The sequence below is a fragment of the Myxococcus xanthus genome (genome assembly GCF_013116825.1).
Taxonomy (GTDB): domain Bacteria; phylum Myxococcota; class Myxococcia; order Myxococcales; family Myxococcaceae; genus Myxococcus; species Myxococcus xanthus_B.
Map to the genome: position 1 here is coordinate 60,680 of NZ_JABFNS010000017.1, position 23,191 is coordinate 83,870.

22 protein-coding genes are annotated in these 23,191 nt (G+C 69.6%); 6 read left to right on the plus strand and 16 right to left on the minus strand.

The genetic code is table 11. The annotated features are described in order from the left end of the window. Window position 1: 1 nt before the first annotated feature. From tsaE to HNV26_RS07250, 8 genes are all read right to left on the minus strand, one after another. The gene (gene tsaE, locus HNV26_RS07215) at window positions 2-487 is read right to left on the minus strand and encodes a tRNA (adenosine(37)-N6)-threonylcarbamoyltransferase complex ATPase subunit type 1 TsaE (RefSeq protein ID WP_090490770.1); all 486 of its coding nucleotides are present in this window, start codon (window positions 485-487) and stop codon (window positions 2-4) included. Beyond that, the gene (locus HNV26_RS07220; protein ID WP_171440769.1) at window positions 484-2,019 is read right to left on the minus strand and encodes an NAD(P)H-hydrate dehydratase; all 1,536 of its coding nucleotides are present in this window, start codon (window positions 2,017-2,019) and stop codon (window positions 484-486) included. Before HNV26_RS07220 ends, tsaE begins: the two co-directional genes overlap by 4 nt. A gap of 4 nt (window positions 2,020-2,023) precedes the next feature. Continuing rightward, window positions 2,024-2,404, minus strand: coding sequence for a holo-ACP synthase (acpS, locus tag HNV26_RS07225; RefSeq protein ID WP_011554351.1), 381 nt, complete (start codon window positions 2,402-2,404; stop codon window positions 2,024-2,026). 6 nt (window positions 2,405-2,410) lie between these two features. Next, window positions 2,411-3,136: a pyridoxine 5'-phosphate synthase gene (locus HNV26_RS07230; RefSeq protein ID WP_140863843.1), complete on the minus strand. Its 726-nt coding sequence runs from the start codon at window positions 3,134-3,136 to the stop codon at window positions 2,411-2,413. A gap of 111 nt (window positions 3,137-3,247) precedes the next feature. Continuing rightward, a complete protein-coding gene (gene glmM / locus HNV26_RS07235) occupies window positions 3,248-4,642 on the minus strand; it encodes a phosphoglucosamine mutase (RefSeq protein ID WP_171440770.1) in 1,395 nt (464 codons plus the stop codon). A 261-nt stretch (window positions 4,643-4,903) separates the two neighbouring features. After that, on the minus strand, window positions 4,904-6,118 hold the full coding sequence (folP, locus tag HNV26_RS07240) for a dihydropteroate synthase (RefSeq protein ID WP_171440771.1): 1,215 nt from the start codon (window positions 6,116-6,118) through the stop codon (window positions 4,904-4,906). 86 nt (window positions 6,119-6,204) lie between these two features. Next, complete coding sequence (locus HNV26_RS07245) at window positions 6,205-6,528, minus strand: OsmC family protein (RefSeq protein WP_366816802.1); 324 nt, start codon at window positions 6,526-6,528, stop codon at window positions 6,205-6,207. Between the two features lie 153 nt (window positions 6,529-6,681). After that, window positions 6,682-7,230: a YceI family protein gene (locus HNV26_RS07250; protein ID WP_171440773.1), complete on the minus strand. Its 549-nt coding sequence runs from the start codon at window positions 7,228-7,230 to the stop codon at window positions 6,682-6,684. A 135-nt stretch (window positions 7,231-7,365) separates the two neighbouring features. Between HNV26_RS07250 and HNV26_RS07255 the strand changes: the two genes are divergently transcribed. The 3 genes from HNV26_RS07255 to HNV26_RS07265 all read left to right on the plus strand — a co-directional run bounded on the left by HNV26_RS07255 (window position 7,366) and on the right by HNV26_RS07265 (window position 10,029). Further along, complete coding sequence (locus HNV26_RS07255) at window positions 7,366-8,247, plus strand: LysR family transcriptional regulator (RefSeq protein WP_171440774.1); 882 nt, start codon at window positions 7,366-7,368, stop codon at window positions 8,245-8,247. Window positions 8,248-8,375: 128 nt separating this feature from the next. Further along, window positions 8,376-9,071: a pirin family protein gene (locus HNV26_RS07260; RefSeq protein ID WP_171440775.1), complete on the plus strand. Its 696-nt coding sequence runs from the start codon at window positions 8,376-8,378 to the stop codon at window positions 9,069-9,071. A gap of 31 nt (window positions 9,072-9,102) precedes the next feature. Then, window positions 9,103-10,029, plus strand: coding sequence for a pirin family protein (locus HNV26_RS07265; RefSeq protein ID WP_171440776.1), 927 nt, complete (start codon window positions 9,103-9,105; stop codon window positions 10,027-10,029). Between the two features lie 99 nt (window positions 10,030-10,128). Here HNV26_RS07265 and ftsH read toward each other — a convergent pair whose 3' ends face one another. Then, complete coding sequence (ftsH, locus tag HNV26_RS07270) at window positions 10,129-12,045, minus strand: ATP-dependent zinc metalloprotease FtsH (RefSeq protein ID WP_090490779.1); 1,917 nt, start codon at window positions 12,043-12,045, stop codon at window positions 10,129-10,131. Between the two features lie 182 nt (window positions 12,046-12,227). After that, the gene (tilS, locus tag HNV26_RS07275) at window positions 12,228-13,583 is read right to left on the minus strand and encodes a tRNA lysidine(34) synthetase TilS (protein ID WP_171440777.1); all 1,356 of its coding nucleotides are present in this window, start codon (window positions 13,581-13,583) and stop codon (window positions 12,228-12,230) included. Window positions 13,584-14,037: 454 nt separating this feature from the next. On the opposite strand from tilS, the gene HNV26_RS07280 reads away from it, so the two are divergent. Together HNV26_RS07280 and HNV26_RS07285 are read left to right on the plus strand one after the other, a co-directional pair. Beyond that, a complete protein-coding gene (locus HNV26_RS07280) occupies window positions 14,038-14,241 on the plus strand; it encodes a TIGR04563 family protein (protein WP_002638649.1) in 204 nt (67 codons plus the stop codon). Window positions 14,242-14,247: 6 nt separating this feature from the next. Continuing rightward, window positions 14,248-14,508 (plus strand): TIGR04563 family protein, encoded by a 261-nt coding sequence (locus tag HNV26_RS07285; protein ID WP_011554363.1) that lies wholly within the window; start codon window positions 14,248-14,250, stop codon window positions 14,506-14,508. 35 nt (window positions 14,509-14,543) lie between these two features. On the opposite strand, the gene HNV26_RS07290 is transcribed toward HNV26_RS07285, so the two are convergent. Both HNV26_RS07290 and HNV26_RS07295 read right to left on the minus strand, forming a co-directional pair. Continuing rightward, on the minus strand, window positions 14,544-15,383 hold the full coding sequence (locus HNV26_RS07290; RefSeq protein WP_171440778.1) for a 5'-nucleotidase C-terminal domain-containing protein: 840 nt from the start codon (window positions 15,381-15,383) through the stop codon (window positions 14,544-14,546). Next, complete coding sequence (locus HNV26_RS07295) at window positions 15,383-18,181, minus strand: TonB-dependent receptor plug domain-containing protein (protein WP_171440779.1); 2,799 nt, start codon at window positions 18,179-18,181, stop codon at window positions 15,383-15,385. The genes HNV26_RS07290 and HNV26_RS07295 overlap by 1 nt, the downstream gene beginning before the upstream one ends. Window positions 18,182-18,295: 114 nt before the next feature. Between HNV26_RS07295 and HNV26_RS07300 the strand changes: the two genes are divergently transcribed. Continuing rightward, window positions 18,296-19,837, plus strand: coding sequence for a ChaN family lipoprotein (locus HNV26_RS07300; RefSeq protein ID WP_171440780.1), 1,542 nt, complete (start codon window positions 18,296-18,298; stop codon window positions 19,835-19,837). A 6-nt stretch (window positions 19,838-19,843) separates the two neighbouring features. On the opposite strand, the gene HNV26_RS07305 is transcribed toward HNV26_RS07300, so the two are convergent. The 4 genes from HNV26_RS07305 to HNV26_RS07320 form a co-directional block, all read right to left on the minus strand. Beyond that, window positions 19,844-20,764 carry a hypothetical protein gene (locus HNV26_RS07305; RefSeq protein WP_253816315.1) on the minus strand — a complete coding sequence of 307 codons (921 nt, stop codon included), beginning with the start codon at window positions 20,762-20,764 and terminating at the stop codon, window positions 19,844-19,846. A 146-nt stretch (window positions 20,765-20,910) separates the two neighbouring features. After that, window positions 20,911-21,312: a hypothetical protein gene (locus tag HNV26_RS07310; RefSeq protein ID WP_171440782.1), complete on the minus strand. Its 402-nt coding sequence runs from the start codon at window positions 21,310-21,312 to the stop codon at window positions 20,911-20,913. Between the two features lie 140 nt (window positions 21,313-21,452). Continuing rightward, window positions 21,453-22,244 (minus strand): class I SAM-dependent methyltransferase, encoded by a 792-nt coding sequence (locus tag HNV26_RS07315; RefSeq protein ID WP_171440783.1) that lies wholly within the window; start codon window positions 22,242-22,244, stop codon window positions 21,453-21,455. Then, entirely contained in the window at window positions 22,234-23,010 is a 777-nt protein-coding gene (locus tag HNV26_RS07320) for an SDR family NAD(P)-dependent oxidoreductase (protein WP_171440789.1), read from the minus strand. Before HNV26_RS07320 ends, HNV26_RS07315 begins: the two co-directional genes overlap by 11 nt. Between the last annotated feature and the right edge of the window lie 181 nt (window positions 23,011-23,191).

The window sequence follows — 23,191 nt, forward strand, 5'->3', positions numbered from 1 at the left end:
GTCAGCCCATCCACGCGTCAAGCAACGCCGCGGGCCGTACACCAAACGCCTCCGCCGTCAGCTCGCGTGCCTCGCCGCCCGCGTGCTTCAGCGTGACGCGCAGGTAGTCACGCGGCGCGGCCTGCGGAATCTTGTCCAGCCACTCCACCAGCATCGCGCTCTCGGTGCCTTCCAGGTCCAGGAAGCCCGTGGCGTACAGGTCGTCGTAGTCCGTCAGCCGGTACAGGTCCGCGTGGTACAGCGGGATGCGTCCCGAATACGGATACACAATCGCGAACGTGGGGCTCGCCACCTCGGAGCGAGGAACGTTCGCCCCGGCCGCAACTCCGCGCACCAGGTGCGTCTTTCCCGCGCCCAGGTCGCCAATCAGCCCCACGAAGTCACCGGGCTCCAGCAACTCACCCAGGCGCACACCCAGCCGGTGCGTCTCCTCGGGAGACTCCAGCCGTACCGTCCGAACACGCGCAGCCGACGCTTCCGTGCTCATCGCTCCCACCGCAGCCACACCTCGCACAGCCCCTGCTCCACGATGTCCCCCGCAACCAATCCCAGTTGCCCGCGCTTCGCCGCCGCCAGGTCCCCAGCGAGCCCGTGCGCGTACACCGCCGTCCAGATGGCCGAGGGCACTGGAAACGACTGAGCCAGGAACGCGCCACAAATCCCGGACAAGACATCCCCCGAGCCCCCCGTCGCCATGCCCGGGTTGCCCGTGGTGTTCAGGTACACGCGCCCGTCCGCGTCACTCGTCAGCGTCCGGTCTCCCTTCAGCACGAGCGTCACCTTCAAGCCCACGGAGAACTGCCGCGCCATATCCAGCCGGTGTGCTTGGACTTCCTTCGTGGACTTGCCCGTCAGCCGGGCCATCTCTCCCGGGTGCGGCGTCATCACCACCGGCCCCTTCGCCCGGCGCAGCACCGACAAGTCCGTGGCCACCGCATTGAGCGCGTCCGCATCCAGCACCGCGGGCGCCTCCACGCGCGACAACAGCTCGCCAATCAGCACCCCCGTCTCTGGCCCCCGAGGAATCCCCGGCCCGATGACGAGCGCATCCTTCCCCTCCGCCGCCGCCACCAGCGCGTCCAGGTCACCCATGCCCAGCGGCCCAGAAGCCTCCAGCGGGATGCCCATGATTTCCGCTGAATGCGCCTGGATGGTGTCCAGCGCATCCGCGCGAGCGGCCACTGTCACGAGACCCGCCCCGGAGCGCAGCGCCGCCTTCGCCACCAGCGCCGCAGCCCCCGTCTTTCCCCGGCTGCCCGCCACCACCAGCACGTGGCCAAAGGTCCCCTTGTGGGAGTCCGCCTTCCGCGCCGGCAATGTGCGGCGCGCGTCCGACTCCTCCACCACGAAGAGCTCAGGACCCGAGACCTCGTTCGAGGACTCGCCCCCCATGCCAATGTCCACCTGGTGCACGCGGCCACACAGCGAGGCCCCCGGCTCCAGCACCTGCCCCGGCTTGAGGAAGCCGAACGCCACGGTGGCGTCCGCCTCCACACAGGGCGAGAAAGGCACCCCCGTGTCGCTCTGAAGCCCGGACGGCACATCCGCCGCCACGACCTTGGCCCCTGCTGCCCGCCAGCCGCGAATCGCCGACACGGCGTCCGCGAAGGCCCCCGCGGGTGCACGACTCAAGCCCGTGCCAAAGAGCGCGTCCACCACCACGTCACCGCGCCTGGCCGGCTCCACGGACTCCAGCGTGCGCGGCGTCACACCGAAGCCCTTCACCGCCTCCACGTTCCGGCGCGCCTCGGGCGTCAGCTTCGCGGCGTCGCCTACCATCACCACCGACACGCAGGCGCCGCCCTCCCGGAGGAAGCGCGCGGCCACCAGCCCGTCCCCTCCATTGTTGCCCGGTCCACACACCACCACGAAGCGCCCACCCGGGCCGATGAGCCCCCGAGCCACCTCCGCGAGCCCCCGCCCGGCATTCTCCATCAGCAACGCGGAGGGCATGCCGTGGCGGGCTTCGGCGGCCTGCTCGGCCTGACGCATCTGGGCGGCGGTGAGGACGCGCAACATGGGTTCAATCCCCCTTCGATTGGAGCACCACCGTGGCGGCGGCGACGTCCGCATCGTGGGTCAGCGCGAGGAAGGCCTCCAGCCCTCGCGCCTCCATGACCTCCAGGGCCACGCCGGACAGTGCGAAATAAGGCGCTCCGCCCTGCCGCCGGACCTCCATGTCCTTCCAGCGGATGCCCGGCGGGGCGCCCAGCGCCTTCACCAGGGCCTCCTTGGCGGCGAAGCGCGCGGCGTAGGCACTGGCCGCGTCGCTGCGCCGGCCGCAGAGGGCCCGCTCCGCCTCGGTGTAGACGCGGTTCAGAAAGGGCTCCGCGCGTGGCCCGTCCAGGATGCGCTGGATGCGGGAGATGGAGCAGATGTCCAGACCCAGGCCGCGGATTCCCATGGCGCCCTACCCCGGGTTGCGCATGATTTCGAGCATCTCGCGCACCGCCCGCTCGAAGCCCACCAGCACCGCGCGACCGACGATGGCGTGCCCGATGTTCAGCTCGTCGATTTCGGAGATGCGGGCAATCGGGTGCACGTTGTCGTAGTTGAGCCCATGGCCCGCGGCCACGCCCAGGCCCAGCTTGATGCCCGCCTTGGCCGCGTCGACGATGCGCGCCAGTTCCCGGGCCCGCTCCTTCTCGTTGCGCGCCTCGCAGTAGCGGCCCGTGTGCAGTTCGATGCGGTCCGCGTTCACCTTGTGCGCCGCCCGCACCTGGTCCAGGTCCGGGTCGATGAAGAGCGAGACGGCAATCTCGCCGTCCTTCAGGTTCTTGATGATCTTCGCGATGTGCTCGCGCTGGTTGGCGACCTCCAGGCCACCCTCCGTGGTGAGCTCCTCGCGGCGCTCGGGCACCAGCGTCACCACGTCCGGCTTGTGCTCATAGGCGAGCTTCACCATCTCCGCGGTGGCGGCCATCTCCAGGTTCAGGAGCGTCTGCACCGTCTCACGGAGGATGCGCAAATCCCGGTCCTGGATGTGACGCCGGTCCTCACGCAGGTGGATGGTGATTTGCTGTGCGCCGGCGAGCTCCGCCAGCGCCGCGGCCGTCACCGGATCCGGATACGTGGTGCGCCTCGCCTGACGCAGCGTCGCCACATGGTCCACGTTGACACCCAGTCGCTGTCCCATCGACCGCACCTCGCTCATGCGCGGCCATGGGATTGTCGAAAGGCCCCGGTGCGCGCCGGTCCTTCTTCACGCTGGCTGCGTCCGGAAGTCAACCACCGTTCGCAGCGGCCCTCAGGCGCTGAGGGCCTTGGACAGCGCGTCCGCGATTTCCTTCGCGTAGGCCTGGTTGCGGGCGGCGTCCTCGCCCTCGATGAGGACGCGGGCCTTGGGCTCGGTGCCGGAGAAACGCACCAGCACCCGGCCGGTGTTGCCCAGCCGCTGCTCCACGCTCTTGATGACCTTCATCACCGTCGGGAGCTCGCCCAGCTCCTTCTTCTGCTTCACGGCGACGTTGACCAGCGTCTGGGGCACGGGCTCGAAGATGGAGGCCAGCTCGCTCAGAGGCTTGCCCGCCCGGCACATCACCGCCAGCAACTGGAGCGCCGCCAGGGTTCCGTCACCCGTGGTGGTGTGGTCCAGGAAGATGAGGTGGCCGCTCTGCTCGCCGCCCAGGTTGTAGCCATTGCGGCGCATCTCATCGACGACGTAGCGGTCACCCACGCGCGTGCGAGCCACCTTCACGCCCCAGCGCGCCACCGCGCGCTCCAGGCCGATGTTGCTCATCACCGTGGAGACCAACATCTTCTTCTTCAGCTGCTTGCGGGCCACCAGCTCGCCCGTGCAGATGGCCATGATGGCGTCGCCGTCGACGACCTTGCCCTTCTCGTCCACGACGATGAGGCGGTCGGCGTCACCGTCCAGGGCGATGCCCAGGTGCGCGCCGTGCTTCACCACCGTCTTGGCCAGGTTCTCCGGATAGAGGGCGCCACACTTGTGGTTGATGTTCTTGCCGTCCGGTGAAACGCCGAGCGCAATCACCTTGGCGCCCAGCTCCTCCAGCACGGCGGGCGCCGTCTTGTAGGCCGCGCCGTTGGCGCAGTCGACGACGATGGTCATCCCCTCCAGCGTCAGCTCGCGCGGGAAGGTGGCCTTCAGGAAGACGATGTAGCGGCCCCGCGCGTCCTCCATGCGGAACGCCCGGCCAATCTTCGTGGCCGTGGGACGGATGGAGTCGATAGAGCCGCTGGACACCAGCTCCTCAATCTTGCCTTCCGTCTCGTCCGGCAGCTTGAAGCCGTCGCGCCAGAAGAACTTGATGCCGTTGTCCTCGTAGGGGTTGTGGGACGCGGAGATGACGGCGCCCGCGTCCGCCCGCATGGAGGTGGTGATGTTGGAGATGCCCGGGGTCGGCAGCGGACCGACGAGCTCCACGTCCACGCCCATGGAGGTGAGGCCGGAGGCCAGCGCCTGCTCCAACATGTAGCCAGACAGCCGGGTGTCCTTGCCAACGATGACGCGGTGGCGGTGTGGGCCGTTGCGGATGAGGAACGCGAGCGCCCGCCCGAGCTGCATCGCGACCTCGGCAGTCATGGGATAGACGTTCGCCTTCCCGCGAACACCATCCGTGCCGAACAGCTTCTGGGAAGCCTGCGCCTCCTTCGGAGGCATGTTCATCCTGTACGCCATGTGTGCCGCTCCGCCTTTCCCACGCCGGGCCTGCGCCGGCCTCTCGACGTCGGGGCTTATACCCCGCCCACCACGCGGGCTCGAAGTTAGGAACCCACTGCTCCCTGGGCAACCACCCAGGCATGCGGGCCGACGCAGACTAAAAGAGGTTGCGAAATCAGTACCAACCGAATCGCAGCCGTCCATACACGGCGGCTCGGGGGGCGGCCAGCGGAAGGTGAAGGTTCCGGCCACGGCGTGAGGGCTGTAAGCCACACCTTGTTACCGGGCGTAGAACGTTCCTCCGTCTTCGCACCGCCGGATGGCGTCCGCGACGGCCAGCGCGTCCCGGGCCTCAGCCACGTCATGGACGCGGACCAGGTCGGCTCCGCCCAGCGCCGCCATGGAGGCCACCGAGCCCAACGTCGCCGCCAGCCGTTCGGAGGCAGGCTTGCCGCCCGCCAACCGGCCGAGGAAGCCCTTGCGGCTCGTGCCCACCAGCAGCGGCTGCCCCAGCACGCGCAGCTCCGGGAGGCGGCGCAGCAGGAAGAGGTTGTGCTCGAAGGTCTTCCCGAAGCCGATGCCCGGGTCCAGGAGGATGCGCCCCCGGGGGATGCCCGCCGACTCGGCCCGGAGGATGGCGGCCTCCAGGAAGGCCAGCACGTCCTCGACGACATCGTCGTAGCGCGGCGCCTGCTGCATCGTGGCCGGAGTGCCCTGGATGTGCATCAGGCAGCAGGCGGCGCCGGCCTCGGCCACCACGCGGGGCAGGCCGGAATCGGAGCTGAAGCCGGTGATGTCATTGATGAGGTGCGCACCGGCCTTCAACGCCTCGCGCGCCACCGCGGCCTTGGTGGTGTCCACGGAAAGAGGCACATCGGTCCGGGCCCGCAGGCCCTCGATGACGGGAATCACCCGCGCCAGCTCCTCGTCGGCACTGACCGGCAGGGAGCCGGGCCGGGTGGACTCGCCGCCCACGTCGAGCAGGTCCGCCCCCGCCTCGGCCAGGGCCACCCCATGGGCGATGGTGGCGTCCGTCCCGGCATGGCGCCCGCCATCCGAGAAGCTGTCCGGCGTCGCGTTCACCACGCCCATGACGTAGGTGCGGGAGCCCCACGCGAAGCGCCGGGCGCCCAGCGTCAGCGCCGCTGGCGCCACGCCCGCGGCCAGCGCGGACGCCACCGCCGATGCCAACGCGGACAGGCCCCGGGCGTCGGCGCGAGCAGCCGTCACCAGCCGCTGGAACTGCTCGGCGCGCCCCGTCAGCAGCCCCGTCCCCGAACGGGAGTGGACGTCCCCGGGAAGCCATTCGGGGAACGCCTCCGACAGCGCATGGAGGAAGGCCTCGTCCTGGGGAGTCAACCCGGTGAGGAGGAGCCGGGTGAATGGCCGCGTCTCCAGCAGGGCCCGTTGCGTGGGCTCCGTCAGCCCCATCCGCCGGAAGGCCAGGATGAGGTCCTCCGGGTGCTCTGAAGTCAGGGGGCGGGCGCGAATCATCGGGAGGCTCCAGGGAGGGGGCCGCGTACCGCCACCAGGACGGGACGCGCTTCCCTACCCTACCGCTCCCGAGCGCGCCCGGGGGCTCAGGCTTCGAGCGGCTCAGTCACGATGTCCACCGTGGACGTCGTCATCAGCTTGTGGATGGGGCACTGCGCGACGGCGTTGTACAGCCGCTGCTGGTCCGCCGGCGACAGCGCCCCGTGGAACGCCAGCTTCACCTTCAGCGTGTAGGCGCCCTGCCGCTCCCGCGAATCATCCCGTTCGACGTGCGTCTCCACCCGCTCCAGGGCCAGGCCGTGACGCTTCGCGTACCACGTGGCCGTCAGGGCCTTGCATGCCGCCAGCGCGGCGTCGAAGTAGTCGTGCGGGCCGGGCGCGGAGTCCTCTCCGCCTAGCGCGGGGGCCACGTCCGCATGCAGGGTATGGGGGCCGGTCCGCAGGACCTGGCAAAACGCTCCGGGCTTCTCGGTCTGGCTGTGGGTCGTCATGGGGGCTCCGGGAGGAAGAAAGTGGACCGGAGGCCCGGTGAAGGCGCCTCCGGAGCGGTCCACATGGGTGGATCAGGCCGCCTGCTCGGCCTGCGCCTTCACCGCCTGGACCTCGATGGCGATTTCAATCTTCTCACCGACGAGCACGCCGCCCGTCTCCAGCGCCTGGTTCCACGTCAGGCCGAAGTCGCGGCGGTCCACCGACGTCTTCGCCTCGAACGCGGCCTTGACGTTGCCCCACGGGTCCTTGCCCGCGCCGAGTTGCTCCGCGTCCAGCACCACCTCGCGGGTGATGTCGCGAATGGTCAGGTTGCCCGTCACCTTCAGCCCGTTGCCGGACGCCTTCTCCACCTTCGTGCTCTTGAACGTGATGTTGGGGAACTTCTCCACGTCGAAGAAGTCGGGCGAGCGCAGGTGGTTGTCGCGCTGCTCGACGCCGGAGTCGATGCTGGCCGTCTCGATGGTGACGGCGACGGAGGACTTCGTGATGTCCTGCTCGTCCAGCGAAATGGCGCCGCTGTACTTGCGGAAGCTGCCGCGAACCTTCGCGATGACCATGTGGCGGACGGAGAAGTGAATGCCGGAGTGGGTGGTGTCGATGTTCCAGGTCGTGGTGGCCATGAGGTGCCTTCCTTTTTTGTGTGAAGCGGTGTGTTCGACGAGGAGGAAGGTAGCGGTGGCCCCCGGGCTTGATTAGATGGGCCAGACTGGAAGAACTGTTCCACCCATGGAACAACGCTCCGGGAAGGACGGGAGATGGACCTCAACGAGCTGCTCGTCTTCGCACGCGTGGTACAGGCAGGCAGCTTCACCGCGGCGGCGCGTGGGCTGCGGATGCCCAAGTCCACGGTGAGCCGGAAGGTGTCGGAGCTGGAGACGCGGGTCGGCGCGCAGTTGCTCCAGCGCACCACGCGCAAGCTGCGGCTCACCGACGTGGGCCGGACGTACTACGAACACTGCGCGCGCATCGTCGCGGAGGCGGAGCAGGCCGAGCTGGCCGTGACGCGGATGCAGGCCGCACCCCATGGCCTGCTGCGCGTGACGACGCCGCTGACGTTCAGCTTCATCGGGCCCCTGGTGTCCACCTTCATCAAGCAGTACCCCGAGGTCCAGCTCGAGATGGTGTGTACCGATCGCACCGTGGACCTGATGGCGGAAGGCTTCGACGTGGCGATTCGCGCCGGGCGGCTGGCGGACTCGTCACTCATGGCGCGGCGGCTGGGCATCGTGGAGCGCGTCGTCATCGCGGCGCCCAGCTACCTCAAGGCGCGCGGGACGCCCAAGGCTCCGAAGGACTTGGAGAAGCACGACTGCCTCCTCTTCGGCGCGGGCCTGGAGAACAACGTCTGGACGCTCCACTCCGGCAACCGCTCGGTGGACATCAAGGTGCCCGCCCGAATCGTCGTGAATGAGCCGGACATGCTCTACGCGGTGGCGCGGGCGGGCTCCGGCATCGCCCTGCTCCCCAACCTCCACTTCGCCTCGGAGCTGGCCGCCGGGCGCTTGCAGCGCATCCTGCCGGACTGGAGCTCCACGGGCGCGCCCGTCCACGCCGTCTACCCGAGCACGCGGCATCACTCTCCCAAGGTGATGGCCTTCGTCGAGTGCCTGCGCGAGCACTGGCCCATCCCCGGCTGAACGGGGCATCGTTCCATCCATGGAACGATGCTTCCCATTGTCCACGCCTAGTCCCGAAAGGCCCTCGCGCACATCATGACTCTCGAAACAGCGGCCGCCATCCAGGTTCCGCCGCGGAAAGGAACGCCATGATTGCCATTCGCCCCTCGGAAGCCCGCGGTCACGCCAACCACGGCTGGCTGGACTCCCACCACACTTTCTCCTTCGCCGGTTACTACGACCCGGACTTCATGGGCTTCCGAGCCCTGCGCGTCATCAACGAGGACCGCGTCGCGCCCCACGAGGGCTTCGGTACGCACCCTCACCGGGACATGGAGATCATCACCTACCCGCTGAGCGGCGCCATTGCCCACCGCGACAGCACGGGCGGCGAGGGCCTGCTGCGCGCCGGCGAAATCCAGCGGATGACGGCCGGCACCGGTGTGCTGCACAGCGAGATGAACGGCGCGGATGAGAGCCTCCACTTCCTGCAGATCTGGATCATCCCGGACCGCAAGGGCCTGACGCCTGGCTACGAGCAGAAGGCCTTCCCGGAGGCCGAGCGCCAGGGCCGCTGGCGGGTGGTGGCCAGCCCGGACGCCCGCGACGGCAGCCTCACGGTGCACCAGGACGTGGTGCTTCACGCGACGCTGCTGGGCACGGGCGAGCAGGCGACGTACACGCTCGCTCCGGGCCGCCACGCCTGGGTGCAGTTGGCGCGGGGCAAGGCCACGCTCAACGGCGTGGAACTGAAGGCCGGGGACGGCGCCGCGGTGGCGGACGAGTCGCAGCTCGTCCTCTCCGCCACGGAGCCGGTGGAAGCGCTGCTGTTCGACCTGGCCTGAGGCCACATCGCTGAATGAAAGAGAGCACGACATGAGCCGGGACGACTTGAACGCGGAGCAGCTTCCTCCTTCGATGGAGACACTCATCGTCGCGCCCTCACGCGACCTGGGCGACGGGTTCGAGGTGCGGCGCGCGCTGCCCTCGGCCCGCCGCCGGATGGTGGGGCCCTTCGTCTTTCTGGACCAGATGGGCCCCGCCGGCTTCCAACCCGGCCACGGCCTGGATGTGCGGCCGCATCCGCACATCGGGCTGGCGACCGTCACCTACCTCTTCGACGGAGAAGTCATGCACCGGGACAGCCTGGGCACCGTGCAGCCCATCCGCCCCGGCGCGGTGAACTGGATGACGGCGGGCAACGGCATCGTCCACTCGGAGCGCACCGGCCCCGGCCCACGCGCCGCGGGCAGTAAGCTCTTTGGCATGCAGGCGTGGGTGGCGCTGCCCAAGCGCCACGAGGAGACGGCCCCAGCGTTCGTCCACCACCCCGAGGACCAGATGCCCTGCCACGAGGGCGAGGGCGCGCGGATGCGCGTCATCACCGGCACCGTGCACGGTCAACGCTCGCCGGTGCAGACGCTGTCGGACATGTTCTACGCGGACGTGGCGCTGGAGGCCGGCGCGCGCTTCGTGGTTCCCGCCGAGCACGAGGAGCGGGCGATGTACCTCGTCCAGGGCACCGTGGAGGTGGACGGCATGGCCTTCGAGCCGGGAGAGCTGCTCGTCTTCCGGCCCGGCGGCGCCGTCACCCTCCACGCCACCGCGGCGGCGCGGCTGCTGGTGCTCGGCGGGGAGCCCATGGACGGGCCGCGCTACATCTTCTGGAACTTCGTCTCCAGTTCGAAGGAGCGGCTGGAGCAGGCGAAGGAGGACTGGAAGGCCGGCCGCTTCGCCGCCGTCCCGGAAGAGACGGAGTTCATCCCCCTGCCCGAGGCCCCCCTCCCCGTGCGCTACCCGTAGGCGCGCGGAATCCCAGGAGCCCGCAAAGCAGAAGGCCCTTCCCACGCTGCTGGGAAGGGCCTTCTTCATTTCAGCTCAACCGCTGGAAGGGCGTGAAGCTCAGGCCTTCTTCGGCTCCATCGTCGGCAGGCCCTCGAGCGCGTCGAGGATCTTCCGCTTGTCCTTCTTCTCCGTCGCCTTCGGGGGCGCATTCACGCGCGGGGGCGGACGCTCACGGGTCAGCTGCCCACCCTGGAGGAGGATGTTGACGTCCTCGGCGTCCAGCGTCTCGTACTCCACCAGCGCGTCGGACACGCGGCGCAGGGCCTCGATGTTCTCCGTCAGCAGGTTCTTGCCGCGCTCGTAGCAGCCCACGACGATGCTGCGGACCTCGGCGTCAATCTGCCGGGCGGTGTCCTCGGAGTAGTCCTTGGACGAGTTGAAGTCGCGGCCCAGGAACACTTCACCGTCGCTCTTGCCGAACGCCAGGGGGCCCATCTTCTCGCTCATGCCCCAGCGGCACACCATGGCGCGGGCCGTCTCGGTGGCACGCTCGATGTCGTTGGCGGCGCCGCTGCTCATCTCGTTGAACATGAGCTCTTCGGCGATACGGCCGCCCATGGCCATGGAGATCTGGTCCAGCATCTGCTTCTTGTAGCCGTTGACCTTGTCCTCGGTGGGCAGGCTCCAGGTGACGCCCAGGGCCTGGCCGCGCGGGATGATGGTGACCTTGTGGAGCGGGTCGCAGCCCGGGAGGAGCTTGGCCAGCAGCGCGTGGCCCGCCTCGTGGACGGCGGTGTTCTTCTTCTCCTTCTCGGTCATGATCATGGAGCGCCGCTCGGGGCCCATGAAGACCTTGTCCTTGGCGGCCTCGAAGTCGCTCAGGTCCACGCGCTCCTTGTTCTGCCGCGCGGCCATCAGCGCCGACTCGTTGACGAGGTTCTCCAGGTCCGCGCCCGTCATGCCCGGCGTACCGCGAGCGATGACCTCCAGGTCCACCTCCGGCGCCAGCGGCACGCGGCGGGTGTGCACCTTCAGCACGCCCAGGCGGCCCTTCACGTCAGGACGCGGCACCACGATGCGCCGGTCGAAGCGGCCGGGACGCTGGAGCGCCGGATCCAACACGTCCGGACGGTTGGTGGCGGCAATCAGGATGACGCCGTCGTTGGACTCGAAGCCGTCCATCTCCACGAGGAGCTGGTTGAGCGTCTGCTCGCGCTCGTCGTGTCCACCGCCCAGGCCCGCGCCACGGTGACGGCCCACGGCGTCGATTTCGTCGATGAAGATGATGCAGGGGGCGTTCTTCTTGCCCTGCTCGAACAAGTCACGGACGCGGCTGGCGCCGACGCCCACGAACATCTCCACGAAGTCCGAGCCGGAGATGGAGAAGAAGGGCACGCCGGCCTCGCCGGCCACCGCGCGAGCGAGCAGCGTCTTGCCCGTTCCCGGCGAGCCCATCATCAGCACGCCCTTGGGAATGCGGCCGCCCAGCTTGGTGAACTTCTTCGGGTCCTTGAGGAAGGCGACAATCTCCTCGAGTTCTTCCTTGCACTCGTCCGCGCCGGCCACGTCCGCGAAGGTGACCTTGTTGTGGCTCTCGCTGAGGAGCTTGGCCTTCGACTTGCCGAACGTCATGGCCTTGCCGCTGCCACCCTGCAGTTGGCGCATGAAGAAGATGAAGAACAGGAACAGGAAGACGACCGGCATCCACTGACCGAGGATGGTCAGCCAGAGGCTGTTCTGCTCCTCCCGCTCGTACTTCACGTCCACGCCATTGCTGCGGAGCTGGTTCAGCATGGCCGCATCCGGCGCCGGCCCCGTCGTACGGAACTTCTCCGACGTGTCGGTGAACTTGCCGGAATAGGTGTTGCCCTTGACGGCAACCTCCTGGACCTTCTTCTCCTCCACCTTCGTCAGCAACTGGGTGAAGGACGGTTCCTGGACCTGGTCGTTGCCCTGGGAGAAGAAATTGTAGAAGGCGACGAAGAGGACGATCAGGATGACCCAGAGCCCGATGGTCTTGTAAGTCGAACGCACGTGTCAGCTGCCCTTTCGGAACTCGGCGGGATGAGGGCCGCGCTGGGAAGAACCCCAGCTTTTTCCATCACTTGGCCGACACCAGGCGAGCTACCCAGCGACGGACCGTATCAGCAACAGCAAAAAGCCCTCAACTATTTAGGGGGCCGCGCCCATCCCCCGAACTGCGACTCTGCCACTCTCTATAACGCCGCGGTCCGCTGAATGCTCGAACCGGGGGGGACCGCCCAGAGGTACTCCCTGGCGGCCGCACGCGGAGCCGCCGGTGACCAGAGGCCGGGGAGCCACAACACCTGCCCCTCGGCGTCCGCCACCACCGGCCGCGTGGCCCGTGCTTCCGCGGGCACCCGAAGATCAACCAACACATCTTGAAGCTTCCGTTGTCCCCCGGCAGTGCACACCCGGTCGCCGGGGCGGCGTGTCCGCACGGTCAGCGGCCAGCGCGTCCCGTCCCCGAGCGCCAGCCCGAGCACGCCCGCAGGTGGAGGCGCGAACTCGACGGAGAAATTCCAGCCCGTCCCCACGAGCGCGCCCCGCGAACCCGCGTGCTCCAGCCGGAGTTCAGCCGGTGGAGCGGGCGGCCCCTGCCGCACGCAGCGCACCCGTCCGCTGGTCGCGCGCAGCACATAGCCCCGCCCCAACGTGGCCGTGCCGCCCTGGGCCACCGCGCGCTGCACGCGGGCCAGCGTGGCCTCGTCCACCGCGGCCTCCGTCCCGGCCACCAGCCGGGCGAGCACCCGCCGGCGCAGCGCGGGCTCCAGCGCGCGCACGCCCACCGCATCCAGCGCGCCATCCTCCAAGCGCAGCCGGTCGAAGGCCGCGTCCGCCATGGACGCCAGCAGCGACTCGTCCTCCGCGACCACGCGCGCGAAGGCGGCCAGGTGCCCCTCCACCGCGAAGCCTGCGGCGCGCGACAGGGCGGGTAGTACTCCAAGGCGAACGCGCGTCCGGAAGTGGACAGGGTCGGCGTTCATCGGGTCTGTCGCATAGGCGACACCCTGTTCCGCCAGGAAGGCCACCACATCCTCCCGCGTGCACGACAACAGGGGGCGCACCAGCCCGGGGCGCGCTTCGTGGATGCCCACCGCGCCGCGCAGGGCGGTGCCTCGGGCCAGGCGCATGAGCAGCGTCTCCGCCTGGTCCGTGGCCGTGTGCGCGGTGGCCACCACGTCCAGGCCCCGCTCGAGGCGGAGTGCATCCAGCGCCGCGTAGCGAGCCTCCCTCGCGCGCGCCTCGATGCCGGCCCCTGGATGCAGCCGCAGCGACTGGACGTGGCAGGGCAGCCCCCGCGCGGCCGCCAGGACGGACACCTGCCGGGCCTCCTCCGCCGCTTCGGGACGCAGGCCATGGTCCAGCGAGGCCACCTCCACGCGAAGCCGGAGTCGCTCGGCGACGTGCGCGGTTCCCACCAGGAGGGCCGTGGAGTCCGCGCCGCCGGAGACGGCGAGCAGCACCGAACCTCCCTCGAGTCCCAGCCGGGTGTACGCCTCTTGAAGCGTCGTCGTCAGCAGCTGTGTGGCGGAATCGTGACGGGGCATCGGACCGCGGTGGAATGGAGTGTCGGGTGAACGGGTTACAGAGGCACGTGCGGTTGAAGGCAGGGGGGCTGATTCTTATGATCGCCACAACATCGAATCGGCGTTGATGCGGTAGCGGAAATACACGCGGCCGCGAACGCTGTTCTGGGGACGGTCGAATTTTGAGTTGTTGGACCTAGGGGTCCCCCCCCTCCCCCTCTGGGTCCACGGGCCCGCCTGGAGATTTCTCCGGGCGGTCCCTCTTTCCGAAGCGCCCCGGACTTCCTCGTGGAGTCCGGGGCGTTTCCTTTTTCGCGCATGGTTGCACAGCTTACGTGCAACTGGACGAGCAAGGGGACGGACCGTGCGACCTCGGAATGAGTCCTTGGAAACCGTTGACCCTCTTGGGAGTCTGTCGGATAACGGCCCAGGTGTGTTCAGGTCGTCACCCCGAATCCGCCCCGGAGACCCAAGTATGGCAGGCACCGACAAGCGCAAGCAGTCGCTGTACTTCCCCGAGGAGATGCTGAAGGAGATCCAGGAAGAGGCGACCCGCCAGGACCGCTCCCTTTCCTGGGTCGTGCAGCAGGCGTGGAAGATCGCCCGCGAGCGCATCAAGTCGTTCCCCGCCGTGAATGACGTGACTGGCGACGAGCGCCAGGACCCTCGGGAGGAGTAACGACGGATGGCTACGACGGACCATCGTAAACAGAGTCTCTATTTCCCCGAGGACATGCTGGAGGAGATCCAGCGTGAGGCGACGAGGCAGGACCGCTCGCTGTCCTGGATTGTCCAGCAAGCGTGGAAGGTGGCGCGCGGGGACATCCGGAAGATGCCGTCGGTCAACGACGTGCTCAGCCCGCCTCCTCGTCCCGCGGCCCCCGCGCCCGCCCCCGCCCAGCCGGTGACGGCCGTGGCGGTGGCGCCCTCCGAAGAACCCAAGTAGTTCCGGAGGCCGGCTCCACGCCCGGTCCCCCACCCTCACCTGCCCGCGGGCCTCGCGGGCAGGGCGCAGTTCTGGAAGATGACTCGCGACTCCTCGCGCAGCGCCTGCACGGGCGTTGGGTGCTTCGCCTTCATGTACGCCGAGGCGAGGTTCGCTTCCGTACCGCCCAGCTTGCGAGCCTGCACCGGGTTGCGGTCCGGGTTCTGCCCCGCGTTGCCCAGCGCCGCGCCGTAGCCGTCTCCTCCCTCCAGGATGTACGCGTTCATGGCCACGCGGTAGCGGATGGACGCGTCTTCGCGCGCCGGCAGCGCCACGGGCACGCCACCCACCATCAGCTCGCGCACGCGCGATCCTTTCGGCTGGGCACAGTCCACGCGCAGCGAGCTGCCCTCGGACACGTGAAGGAAGGCGCCGGAAGGCGACGCGATGCTCTGCCCTTCCAGGTACAGCGCGCCCACGGACAGCTCCAGCATGTCCACGAGCTCCTTCTCCGTGAGGTCCACCGTCACGACGAGGTTCTCGAAGAGGATGAGCTCGTGGAGCACGCCATCCGTGAGCGGGCCCTGGCGCAGCTCGGTCCGCGTGACGCACAGACCTTCCTGGCGCAGCGAGCCGCCGTTGACGACGCCCAGCACCGCGGGGCGCGTGGAGTCATCCTCCGCGTGCAGGAGGGCATCCGCGACGAGCTGACCCAGCGCATTGTTGTCGTGCCGCGTGTAGACCTTGTCGAGGAGCACATCGTCCGCCAGGTAGCCCACGACGGCGTCGGGGTCCTCCACCAGGGGCTGGCACGAATCGTTGTAGGCGATGCAGCCGCCGTGGAAGGCGCCCAGCCCGAAGGTGAGCGCGGCGAACAGGGAGCGGGAGCGCGGCATCAGTAGTGGGCCCTCACGGTGAGGAATCCGGACATGCCCTCGCGCGGGAGCAGCCCTGGGACACGGTCCGGACGGGGCACGTCGTCGCGAAGGTCATTGTCGAACAGGTTGTGCGCCACCAGGACCACCTCGAAGTGCTCCAGGATGGGCTCGGTGCGCAGCTGCGCGGTGATGAGGCTGTAGGACGGAATCTTGTAGCGGCGGATGAGCTCCAGCACGGAGCGGCTGTTGTTGCGCCGCTCCGCGCCCGTGCGCACCACCACGTCGAAATTCACATAGGCGCCGATGGGCATCGTCACGCCGGCGTTGAAGCGCGCCTGCGGCGTATCGGTGAGCAGGCGGGACTGGGCGGGCAGCTCCAGGTCCTCCGCGCGGGAGATGCTGGCGTTGAGCCACGCATACGCGCGCTTGGAGGCCTCCAGCCGGGCCTCGCCCTCCACGCCGTACACGCGTACGCCCAGCTCGCGGTTGCGCAGCGGGACGATGTTGCCTGACGTGTCCACGGGGACGATGGGCGAGCCGAAGAGGGCCACGTACGCGTTGGCGCGCAGCCGCACGCGCGCGTCCCCCGCCGACTGGATGAGGTCCGCGCCCAGCTCGAAGGTGTCCACCGTGGCGGGCTGGAGGCGCGGGTTCCCCTCGAAGCGGCCCTGGTTGTACTCCGTGTCCGGGATGCGCTCGACCAACTCCTGCAGCGTGGGCGCGCGGAAGGCACGCCCGTAGAGGGCCTTGAGCACCAGCGCGTCGGTGGCCGCGAACACCAGCCCCACGCGCGGATTGAGGGTGGGCACGAAGCGGGTGCCGTTGATGGCGCCGGACGCGTCCACCGTGGGCAACTGGGTGGCGTCCATGCGCACGCCGAACGTGAGCGTGAGCGCGTTGACGACGGTCCACTGGTCCTGCGCGAACAGGCCCACGTTGAGGCGACGGGACGCGGCGCCGCTCGTCAGGTCCACCAGGCCCTCCGGCCGCGTCAGGCCGTCCGGACGCACCTGGGCGTCCAGGGTGTAGTTCGTCACGTAGTCGTATTCGCCCAGCGACTGCTGCTCCACCACCGCGCCCAGGGAGAGGTGGTTGTAGGCGCCCAGGGCCACGTCCGCGTCCACGGAGCCGGTGAGCGAGCGCACGGAGACGCGCGTCTGCTCCTGCATGCCCTCTTCGAACAGGCGGTTCGTGCCCGTGCCGGCGCTGAAGTCATGAGGGGTGATCTGGAAGAAGCGGTCGGTGGACTGCTGGTCATACCCGGCCCGCGCGCGGAGCGTCACGTCGGGTCCGAAGGAGCGCTCCCAGGTCAGGTCCGCGAGGAAGACGTTCCAGCCCAGCTTGGAGTCCTCGCCCACCGTGTCGAAGAGGCCCACCAGGGCGCTGCGGCGCTCGGTGAGGAAGCGCGCGGAGGCACCCAGGCGGCCCGCGTCGCCCATGGCGTAGGTGGCGCCCGCACCCGCGTTGAAGAGGAAGCGCTCGTCGCGGGTGCGCCCCGCGGGGTCCGTCACGTCGCGGAGCCCCTGCGAGCGCGACTCGTCGTCCAGGCCGTCGTTCTCGATGACGGTGGAGTCGCCGGCCTGGCTCCACACGTCGATGTCCGCGAAGACGCGCAGATTCCCAGCGGTGTGCCCCGCGGAGAGGTGGCCGTTCCCCGTGACGGCGAGCCGGTCGTCTTGTCCCGGGTAACCGCCGACGGACACGGCCGTGCGAACGCCGTCCGACGTGTCCGTGACGATATTGACGACGCCGAGGAAGGCGCCGGCGCCATAGAGAGCAGAGCCAGGGCCGCGGATGACCTCCACCCGCTCCAGGTTCTCCACTGGCAGGTTCATCAACGCCTTGCCGTCGAAGAAGCTGTTGAGGCGGTGGCCGTTGAGGAGGAAGAGCACCTCCGCGTCATTGCGCAGACCACGAATCGCGGTGCGGTGGAAGCCCTGCACATCCCTGCTGACCGAAAGGCCGGGCACCACGTCCAGGACGTCCGCCACGGTGCGCGCGCCCAGGGAACGCAGCTGCTGCTGACTGAACGAGGCGCCAATGGCGGGCACCGTCCGCACCGCCGCCTCGTGGCGCGTGGCCAGGGCCAGCGTGTCCTCGGCGCTGTAGAGGGCCAGGTCCTCCTCCAGCTCGGAACGTGGGGTCACCGGCTCACGCGGCGCGGGCGCGCTGCCTGCCGCCGCGGAGGTCCGGGACGGCCGTGCCGACGACGAAGCCTCCGTGGGCGCATCCGCGGGCAGGTCCGCCGTGAGCGCGGCCATGGAGTCATCCTGCGGCGTCGCCGGGGGCGAGTCCTTTCGCGGCGCGGAGGCCTGCGCGCGAGAGCGCTCGGGCGGCGGCGGAGGCTCGAGCGGAGCGGCGCGCGGTGGCGTCCGGCTCGGCGGGGGCCGGCGCTCGGGCGGAGGCGTGGGCCGGACGATGGACGCACTGGCCGGCGTCTCGCCGCCCACGAGCACGCGTGCGGGGCGCGAGGCGGACTGGAAGAGCGGCACGCGCTGGCCATCCGCGGTGAGGCCCTCGACGTAGTACTCGATGCCGGGCGGGACGACGTGCTCCGCGGGAATCACGGCCCGGTACAGGTCGCCGTACTCCCGCTCCATGGGGCGGCGGGCATAGGGCTCGCCCGGACCTCGGTAGCGCACGTACAGCTCAAGGACGCGGCGGCCTTCCACCAGCGTGCCGTCGAGTTGCAGCGCGGCGCGCGGCTCGGCGCGTTCCGGAGGGGAATGCAAGAGCCCCGGCTCCTCGGCACGGCCGGGCACCGCCATGACGAGGACCAGGCTGAGGAGGGTCGCGCGAGCGTGTGCGGTCTTCAAGGCTGAGAGCCATGGTCCATTGGCCTTCCACCCCAGTCAAGGAACGCTCCCGACACCCGGACGCGCCGTTTTTTTGCCGGGCCTGCGGCGGCGTGCGAGGGATTGCGGCACTCCATGCGCGCTTCGCTCGCCTTGCACCTCGCCCTGTTCCGACGCCAGCGCGCGCAGATTGCCCGAGTGGTCGACGGACAGACGGCATCCTTCCGAACCTACGAGGCCCGCTTCCGGCGGCGCACCTCGGGATATCGGAGCGTCACGACGCTGCCCGCCGTGTACCAGCAGGTACAGGCGGCGGACATCGTCTACGTCGGCGACTACCACACGCTCCCGCTCGCGCAGGAGACCTACCTCGCACTGGTGGAGCGGGCGCAGGCCTCGGGCCGCCGCGTCATCATGGCGCTGGAGTGCGTGGAGGGCCGTCACCAGGCCACCGTGGACGCCTGGCGCGCCGGCCGCGTCACGGAGCGCTCCCTGCTGGCGAAGCTGGGACACGGCTCGGGGGTCTGGTCCAATACGCGCGCCCTGCTCTCCTTCGCGCGCAAGCAGAAGCTGGAAGTGGTGGGCATCGACCGCCGGGCGCAGGGTGAGCGCTCGCTGGAGCTTCGCGACGCCTACGCCGCCGAACGCATCGCCCGCGCCGCCCGCGCGCCGGACCGGCCGCTGGTCATGGTGCTCGTGGGCCAGTACCACGTGGCGCCCTGCCACCTGCCCGCGCAGGTGGAGCGCGCGCTCGGCACGGAGACGCGCAAGGGGCTGGTCGTGTACCAGAACGCGGAGGGCGTCTGGTGGCGGCTGGCGCGCGAAGGCCGCGTTGGCGCCGCGGAGGCCGTGGAGCTGGCCGACGGTACCCTGTGCCTGATGAACGCCTCCCCCGTGGTGTGCCAGCAGAGCTTCCTGGACTACCTGGAGGCGGAAGCCGGAGACGCCCCGCTGTTGGATCGCGGCGCCGCCGAGCGCTTCCGTGAAATGTCCGCGCTGATCGGCCGGCTCGCCGGCGTGCCCGTGGGCCGTTCCCTGGACACGGTGGATGTGGCCACCGCCGCGGATGGCGACGTCCTGGCGCGAATCCAGCGGCGCGGACGCTTCACCCAGGCCGAGCTGACCCAGCTTCGCCGCCACATCCTCTCCCGCGAGAGCAGCTACATCCCCCGCGCGCGGGTGGCCTACCTGGCGTCGCTGTCGCTGAACCACGCGGCGGAGGAAGCGGCGCACTTCGTCCGGCACTGCGCCGTGGGTGACGCCATGGACGCGCCGCGCGGCGCCTCGGAGGCCTTCTACGCGCGCTGCCTGGAAGAGGCGCTGGGCTTCTTCGGCTCGAAGTTGGTGAACCCCCGGCGCACCTGCCTGGGCGTGCCCGAGTGGGCCAGGCGCTTCGGCGAGAGCCGCGGCGTGGAGCGGCAGATCGCCGCCTTCGTGCTGGCCCACAAGGCCACGGAGGCTGAAGCGCCGGAAGAAGCCGTGAAGCTCCTCCCCCTGCGCAAGGACCGCCTGTTCCACGGCGTCAGCCACGCCCTGGGCTATCTGCTCGGAGACCGGCTGTACCAGGCCTTCGACAGTGGCCAGGTGGCCAAGGCGGAGGTGCAGGCCCTGTTCCGCGACCCCTTCGTGGACCCGCGCGCGGCCTACTTCGCCTGGGCCGAACGCCTGGGCATCTGAGCCCGGCTACAAGTCAACCTGTCCCGAGGGCGGCGGAGGCGCGGCTTCCTCCTCCATGTCGAGCGGGCCGAACGTCCCGTCCGGCCTCAACATCCGCTGCCGCTCCGGCGCTTCGCTCAGCACCCGGATGGCGCCATCCGGGGTCAAGAAGTAGGCGATGCGGGACGCGGCGTGGATGACCGTGAGCGCGCCCAGCTCCGGGTAGAGCATCAGCGTCGCCAGCTCCGTCTCCAGCGGCCCCCCGAAGAGGACGTGGGAGTGGGCCGAGCCCTGGTACAGCTCGCCCTCCGGCCCCGGCTCCAGACTGATGGCGAAGACGCTCTGGTGCAGCCGCACCGCCTCGCGCTGCGTGCGCCCGTCGGGGCTGTAGCGGAAGCGGATGTCCCCGCCGAGATAGAAGCGCATGGGGTCACGCGTCCCCTGGAGGACATAGACGGTGAGGTCCCCATCCTCCTCCACGAAGACCACCGGGTTGATGGCCCCTCGCTCGAAGGCCTCCACCGTGGCCAACATCGACGTCTTCACCGCTCGGGCGACGGGGCTGAAGTCTCCGGGCAGTTCGTTGAGTGGCAACGAAGCCATCTGCTCCGCATCGTCACGCGGAGCCTTGAAGGCATAGGCCGGGGTGAAGGTCCCCGCGTCGTCCAAGGTGCCGAAGAGGGAGTACCACCCATCTTCGCGAGGCACCGTGAAGAACCACTCCATGCGCGAGCGGTCCAGCGCGTCCTGGATGAGGAGCCGGTCCGTGGCGAAGATGGCGGCGCGCTCCGCATCGAAGAGGTACTTCGCCCGCGTCTGCACCCGGCGCAGCTCCGCGTCGTCCGGAACGGCCACCGGGAACTTCGGGCCCTCGGGCTTCACGCGGCCCGAGCGCGCGCCGCAACCGAAGAAGAGAACGGCGACGGCCAGCAAGGGGAACACGCGCATGAGGACCTCGTCCGAGAAGGCAGGTCCACACATTCTGCGCCAGCCGCCCATGAGGCGTCACGCCGCGTGCGCCAAGACGACGCCCGCCACCGATTGGAGGGCTGGCGGCACATGCGCCGCGCCCTCCCCTGGCGTGCGGCACGGGACTACGTCTTCTGCGGCGCGTTCGCCTGCATGGCCGACTTCACCTTCTCGCGGAAGGCGCGCATCTTCGACCGCATCTCGTCCCTCTGCGCATCGGAGAGCTTGCCGCCCGAGGCTTCACGCTGGGCCTTCATCTCCTCACGCAGTTGGCGGCCCTCGGCCCTGAACTGGTCGGCCTGGGCCTGGGAGAGCCTTCCTTCGGCCACGGCCCTGTCCATCCGGTGCTCCATGCGGGCCATCTTGTTTCCGTGCCTCTTGCCCTTGTGCCGGTGGTGCCCACCGCACCCCTTGCCGTCCGCGGCAGGCGGATTGGCGGACTCGGGCGCGGCCGTCTGGGCCAGCACGGGCGCGGCGATGAACAGTGAGGCGACAGCAACGGAACGCAGGGCGGTCATGAGCTTCATCGTGGTTTGCTCCTCAGGGTGACTGAGGCTTCGGGAGCCGGCCTTCCCGTCGCCTCTTGCCCTGAAAAACCCCGCGCGGCGCGAAAGGTTAAGTCCGCCCGCGCGGGCGCCCTTTCGCGCCTGCTTCCCCGCCCCACGCCCTACCGCGCCGGGAGCTTCATCGCGCGGGTCGCGATGAAGCCGTTGTAGTACTGCGACAGGGCATCTTCCGGGCCGAACGAGTCCTCGAAGAGGCCGACGATGGCGAGCCCCGCATCCGCCTGGCCGCCGAGCTGGTCCTCCAAGGAGTGCCCCACGCAGAGCGGCTCGCCCACGTCCGTGAAGCGGCGGCGCTCCTCGTCGGACAGGCTGGTGAAGTCCGAGTAGGGCATCCGGTACTTCAGCGTGAAGATGCCCTGCTTCTCCAAGGCCAGGTCGAACAGGTAGTTCACGGGATTGGTGAAGCCGGTCAGCAGCACGCCGCCAGGACGCAGCACCCGCGCCGCCTCACGCCACACGGGGCGCACCGCGTCCACGAAGGAGTTGGAGCACGGGTGGAAGATGAGGTCGAAGCTCGCGTCCTCGAAGGCGGAGAGGTCGCGCATGTCGCCCTCCACCAGCCGCAGCTCCAAGCCCTCGCGCTCCGCCACCATGCGGTCCTGGCCGAGCTGCGCGGGCGAGTTGTCCAGCACCGACACCCGGGCGCCCGCCGCCGCCAGCACCGGGGCCTGCTGTCCACCCGAGCCCGCGAGGCACAGGATGTCCTTGCCCCTCACATCGCCAAACCACTCGCGCGGCACCGGCTTCGTGGGGGTGAGGACGACGCTCCACTCGCCCTTGCGTGCCGCGGCGATGACTTCCGGGCCGACGGGAAGCGTCCACCTGTTGCCCGTGGCCACCTGATGTTCCCACGCCTCGCGGTTGTACGTCCGCACGTCCAACTCAGTCGTCATGCAGCACCCTTCCTTCCATGCCTCCGGCGACAGTGACGACTTCACCCGTCACATGTCCGGAGATTCGGTCCGACGCGAGCGACACCACCACCCGCGCCACGTCCACCGGCTGCGCCACCTTGCGCAGCGGCATCGTCCGCGTGACGCGCTCAACGAAGCCCGGCTGGGCCAGTTTGTCGCGGCTGCGGTCCACCGCCGTCCATCCCGGGCACACGACGTTGACGCGGCCCAGGGGCGCGATGCGGCCCAATTCGTTCTTGAGGCTCTTGAGGAAGCCGCTCGCCAGCGCGCCCTTGGCGGCGGCGTAGTCAGCGTGTCCAGCTTCACCGAACAGCCCCGCCGTGGAGCTGATGATGACGATGTTGCCCGTCTTCGTGGTGGCCACGTGCCGCAGGAAGGCACGGCAGCACAGGAAGACGCTGTCCAGGTTCTCCGCCAGCGTGCGGCGCCAGCGCGCCAAGGACATCTCCCAGACAGGTTCATCCGGGGCGGGCCAGACGCCCGCGTTGCACACCAGCACGTCCAGCCGCCCCAGCGCGGCCACCGCCGCGGGAACCAACGCGTCGACGTCGGCCTCCACCGTCAGGTCCGCGCGCAGCGCCGCGCCGCCGACGTCGCGCGCCAGCGCCTGGGCCTTCTCGATACTGGAGTGGTGGTGCACTGCCACCTTCGCGCCTTCTTCCGCGAAGGTATGGACCAGGGCGGTGCCGATTCCTCCGGCGCCGCCCGTGACCAGGACGCCTCTGCCCTGCAGCTCCGTGTCCATCCGGGTGTTCTCCTCGGGTCGTGCTTTCACGGGGCCGCTTCGCGGCGGAGTCCCGGGCACACCGGCGGCGTCCGGCAGCTCACGACGAGAAGAGGCCCCGGCGCCTGACAAGAGCCGTCCATGGACATGAAGGCCAGCGGAAAAATCCGCCCCGCCCCCTGCGTTGGGACCGGCCCCCACC

Excerpts from the sequence above, each read along its gene's own strand:
- tsaE (WP_090490770.1), bottom strand. The coding sequence starts at position 487 with ATGAGCACGGAAGCGTCGGCTGCGCGTGTTCGGACGGTACGGCTGGAG.
- HNV26_RS07220 (WP_171440769.1), bottom strand. The coding sequence starts at position 2,019 with ATGTTGCGCGTCCTCACCGCCGCCCAGATGCGTCAGGCCGAGCAGGCC.
- acpS (WP_011554351.1), bottom strand. The coding sequence starts at position 2,404 with ATGGGAATCCGCGGCCTGGGTCTGGACATCTGCTCCATCTCCCGCATC.
- HNV26_RS07230 (WP_140863843.1), bottom strand. The coding sequence starts at position 3,136 with ATGGGACAGCGACTGGGTGTCAACGTGGACCATGTGGCGACGCTGCGT.
- glmM (WP_171440770.1), bottom strand. The coding sequence starts at position 4,642 with ATGGCGTACAGGATGAACATGCCTCCGAAGGAGGCGCAGGCTTCCCAG.
- folP (WP_171440771.1), bottom strand. The coding sequence starts at position 6,118 with ATGATTCGCGCCCGCCCCCTGACTTCAGAGCACCCGGAGGACCTCATC.
- HNV26_RS07250 (WP_171440773.1), bottom strand. The coding sequence starts at position 7,230 with ATGGCCACCACGACCTGGAACATCGACACCACCCACTCCGGCATTCAC.
- HNV26_RS07255 (WP_171440774.1), top strand. The coding sequence starts at position 7,366 with ATGGACCTCAACGAGCTGCTCGTCTTCGCACGCGTGGTACAGGCAGGC.
- HNV26_RS07260 (WP_171440775.1), top strand. The coding sequence starts at position 8,376 with ATGATTGCCATTCGCCCCTCGGAAGCCCGCGGTCACGCCAACCACGGC.
- HNV26_RS07265 (WP_171440776.1), top strand. The coding sequence starts at position 9,103 with ATGAGCCGGGACGACTTGAACGCGGAGCAGCTTCCTCCTTCGATGGAG.
- tilS (WP_171440777.1), bottom strand. The coding sequence starts at position 13,583 with ATGCCCCGTCACGATTCCGCCACACAGCTGCTGACGACGACGCTTCAA.
- HNV26_RS07280 (WP_002638649.1), top strand. The coding sequence starts at position 14,038 with ATGGCAGGCACCGACAAGCGCAAGCAGTCGCTGTACTTCCCCGAGGAG.
- HNV26_RS07285 (WP_011554363.1), top strand. The coding sequence starts at position 14,248 with ATGGCTACGACGGACCATCGTAAACAGAGTCTCTATTTCCCCGAGGAC.
- HNV26_RS07290 (WP_171440778.1), bottom strand. The coding sequence starts at position 15,383 with ATGCCGCGCTCCCGCTCCCTGTTCGCCGCGCTCACCTTCGGGCTGGGC.
- HNV26_RS07300 (WP_171440780.1), top strand. The coding sequence starts at position 18,296 with ATGCGCGCTTCGCTCGCCTTGCACCTCGCCCTGTTCCGACGCCAGCGC.
- HNV26_RS07305 (WP_253816315.1), bottom strand. The coding sequence starts at position 20,764 with ATGCGCGTGTTCCCCTTGCTGGCCGTCGCCGTTCTCTTCTTCGGTTGC.
- HNV26_RS07310 (WP_171440782.1), bottom strand. The coding sequence starts at position 21,312 with ATGAAGCTCATGACCGCCCTGCGTTCCGTTGCTGTCGCCTCACTGTTC.
- HNV26_RS07315 (WP_171440783.1), bottom strand. The coding sequence starts at position 22,244 with ATGACGACTGAGTTGGACGTGCGGACGTACAACCGCGAGGCGTGGGAA.
- HNV26_RS07320 (WP_171440789.1), bottom strand. The coding sequence starts at position 23,010 with ATGGACACGGAGCTGCAGGGCAGAGGCGTCCTGGTCACGGGCGGCGCC.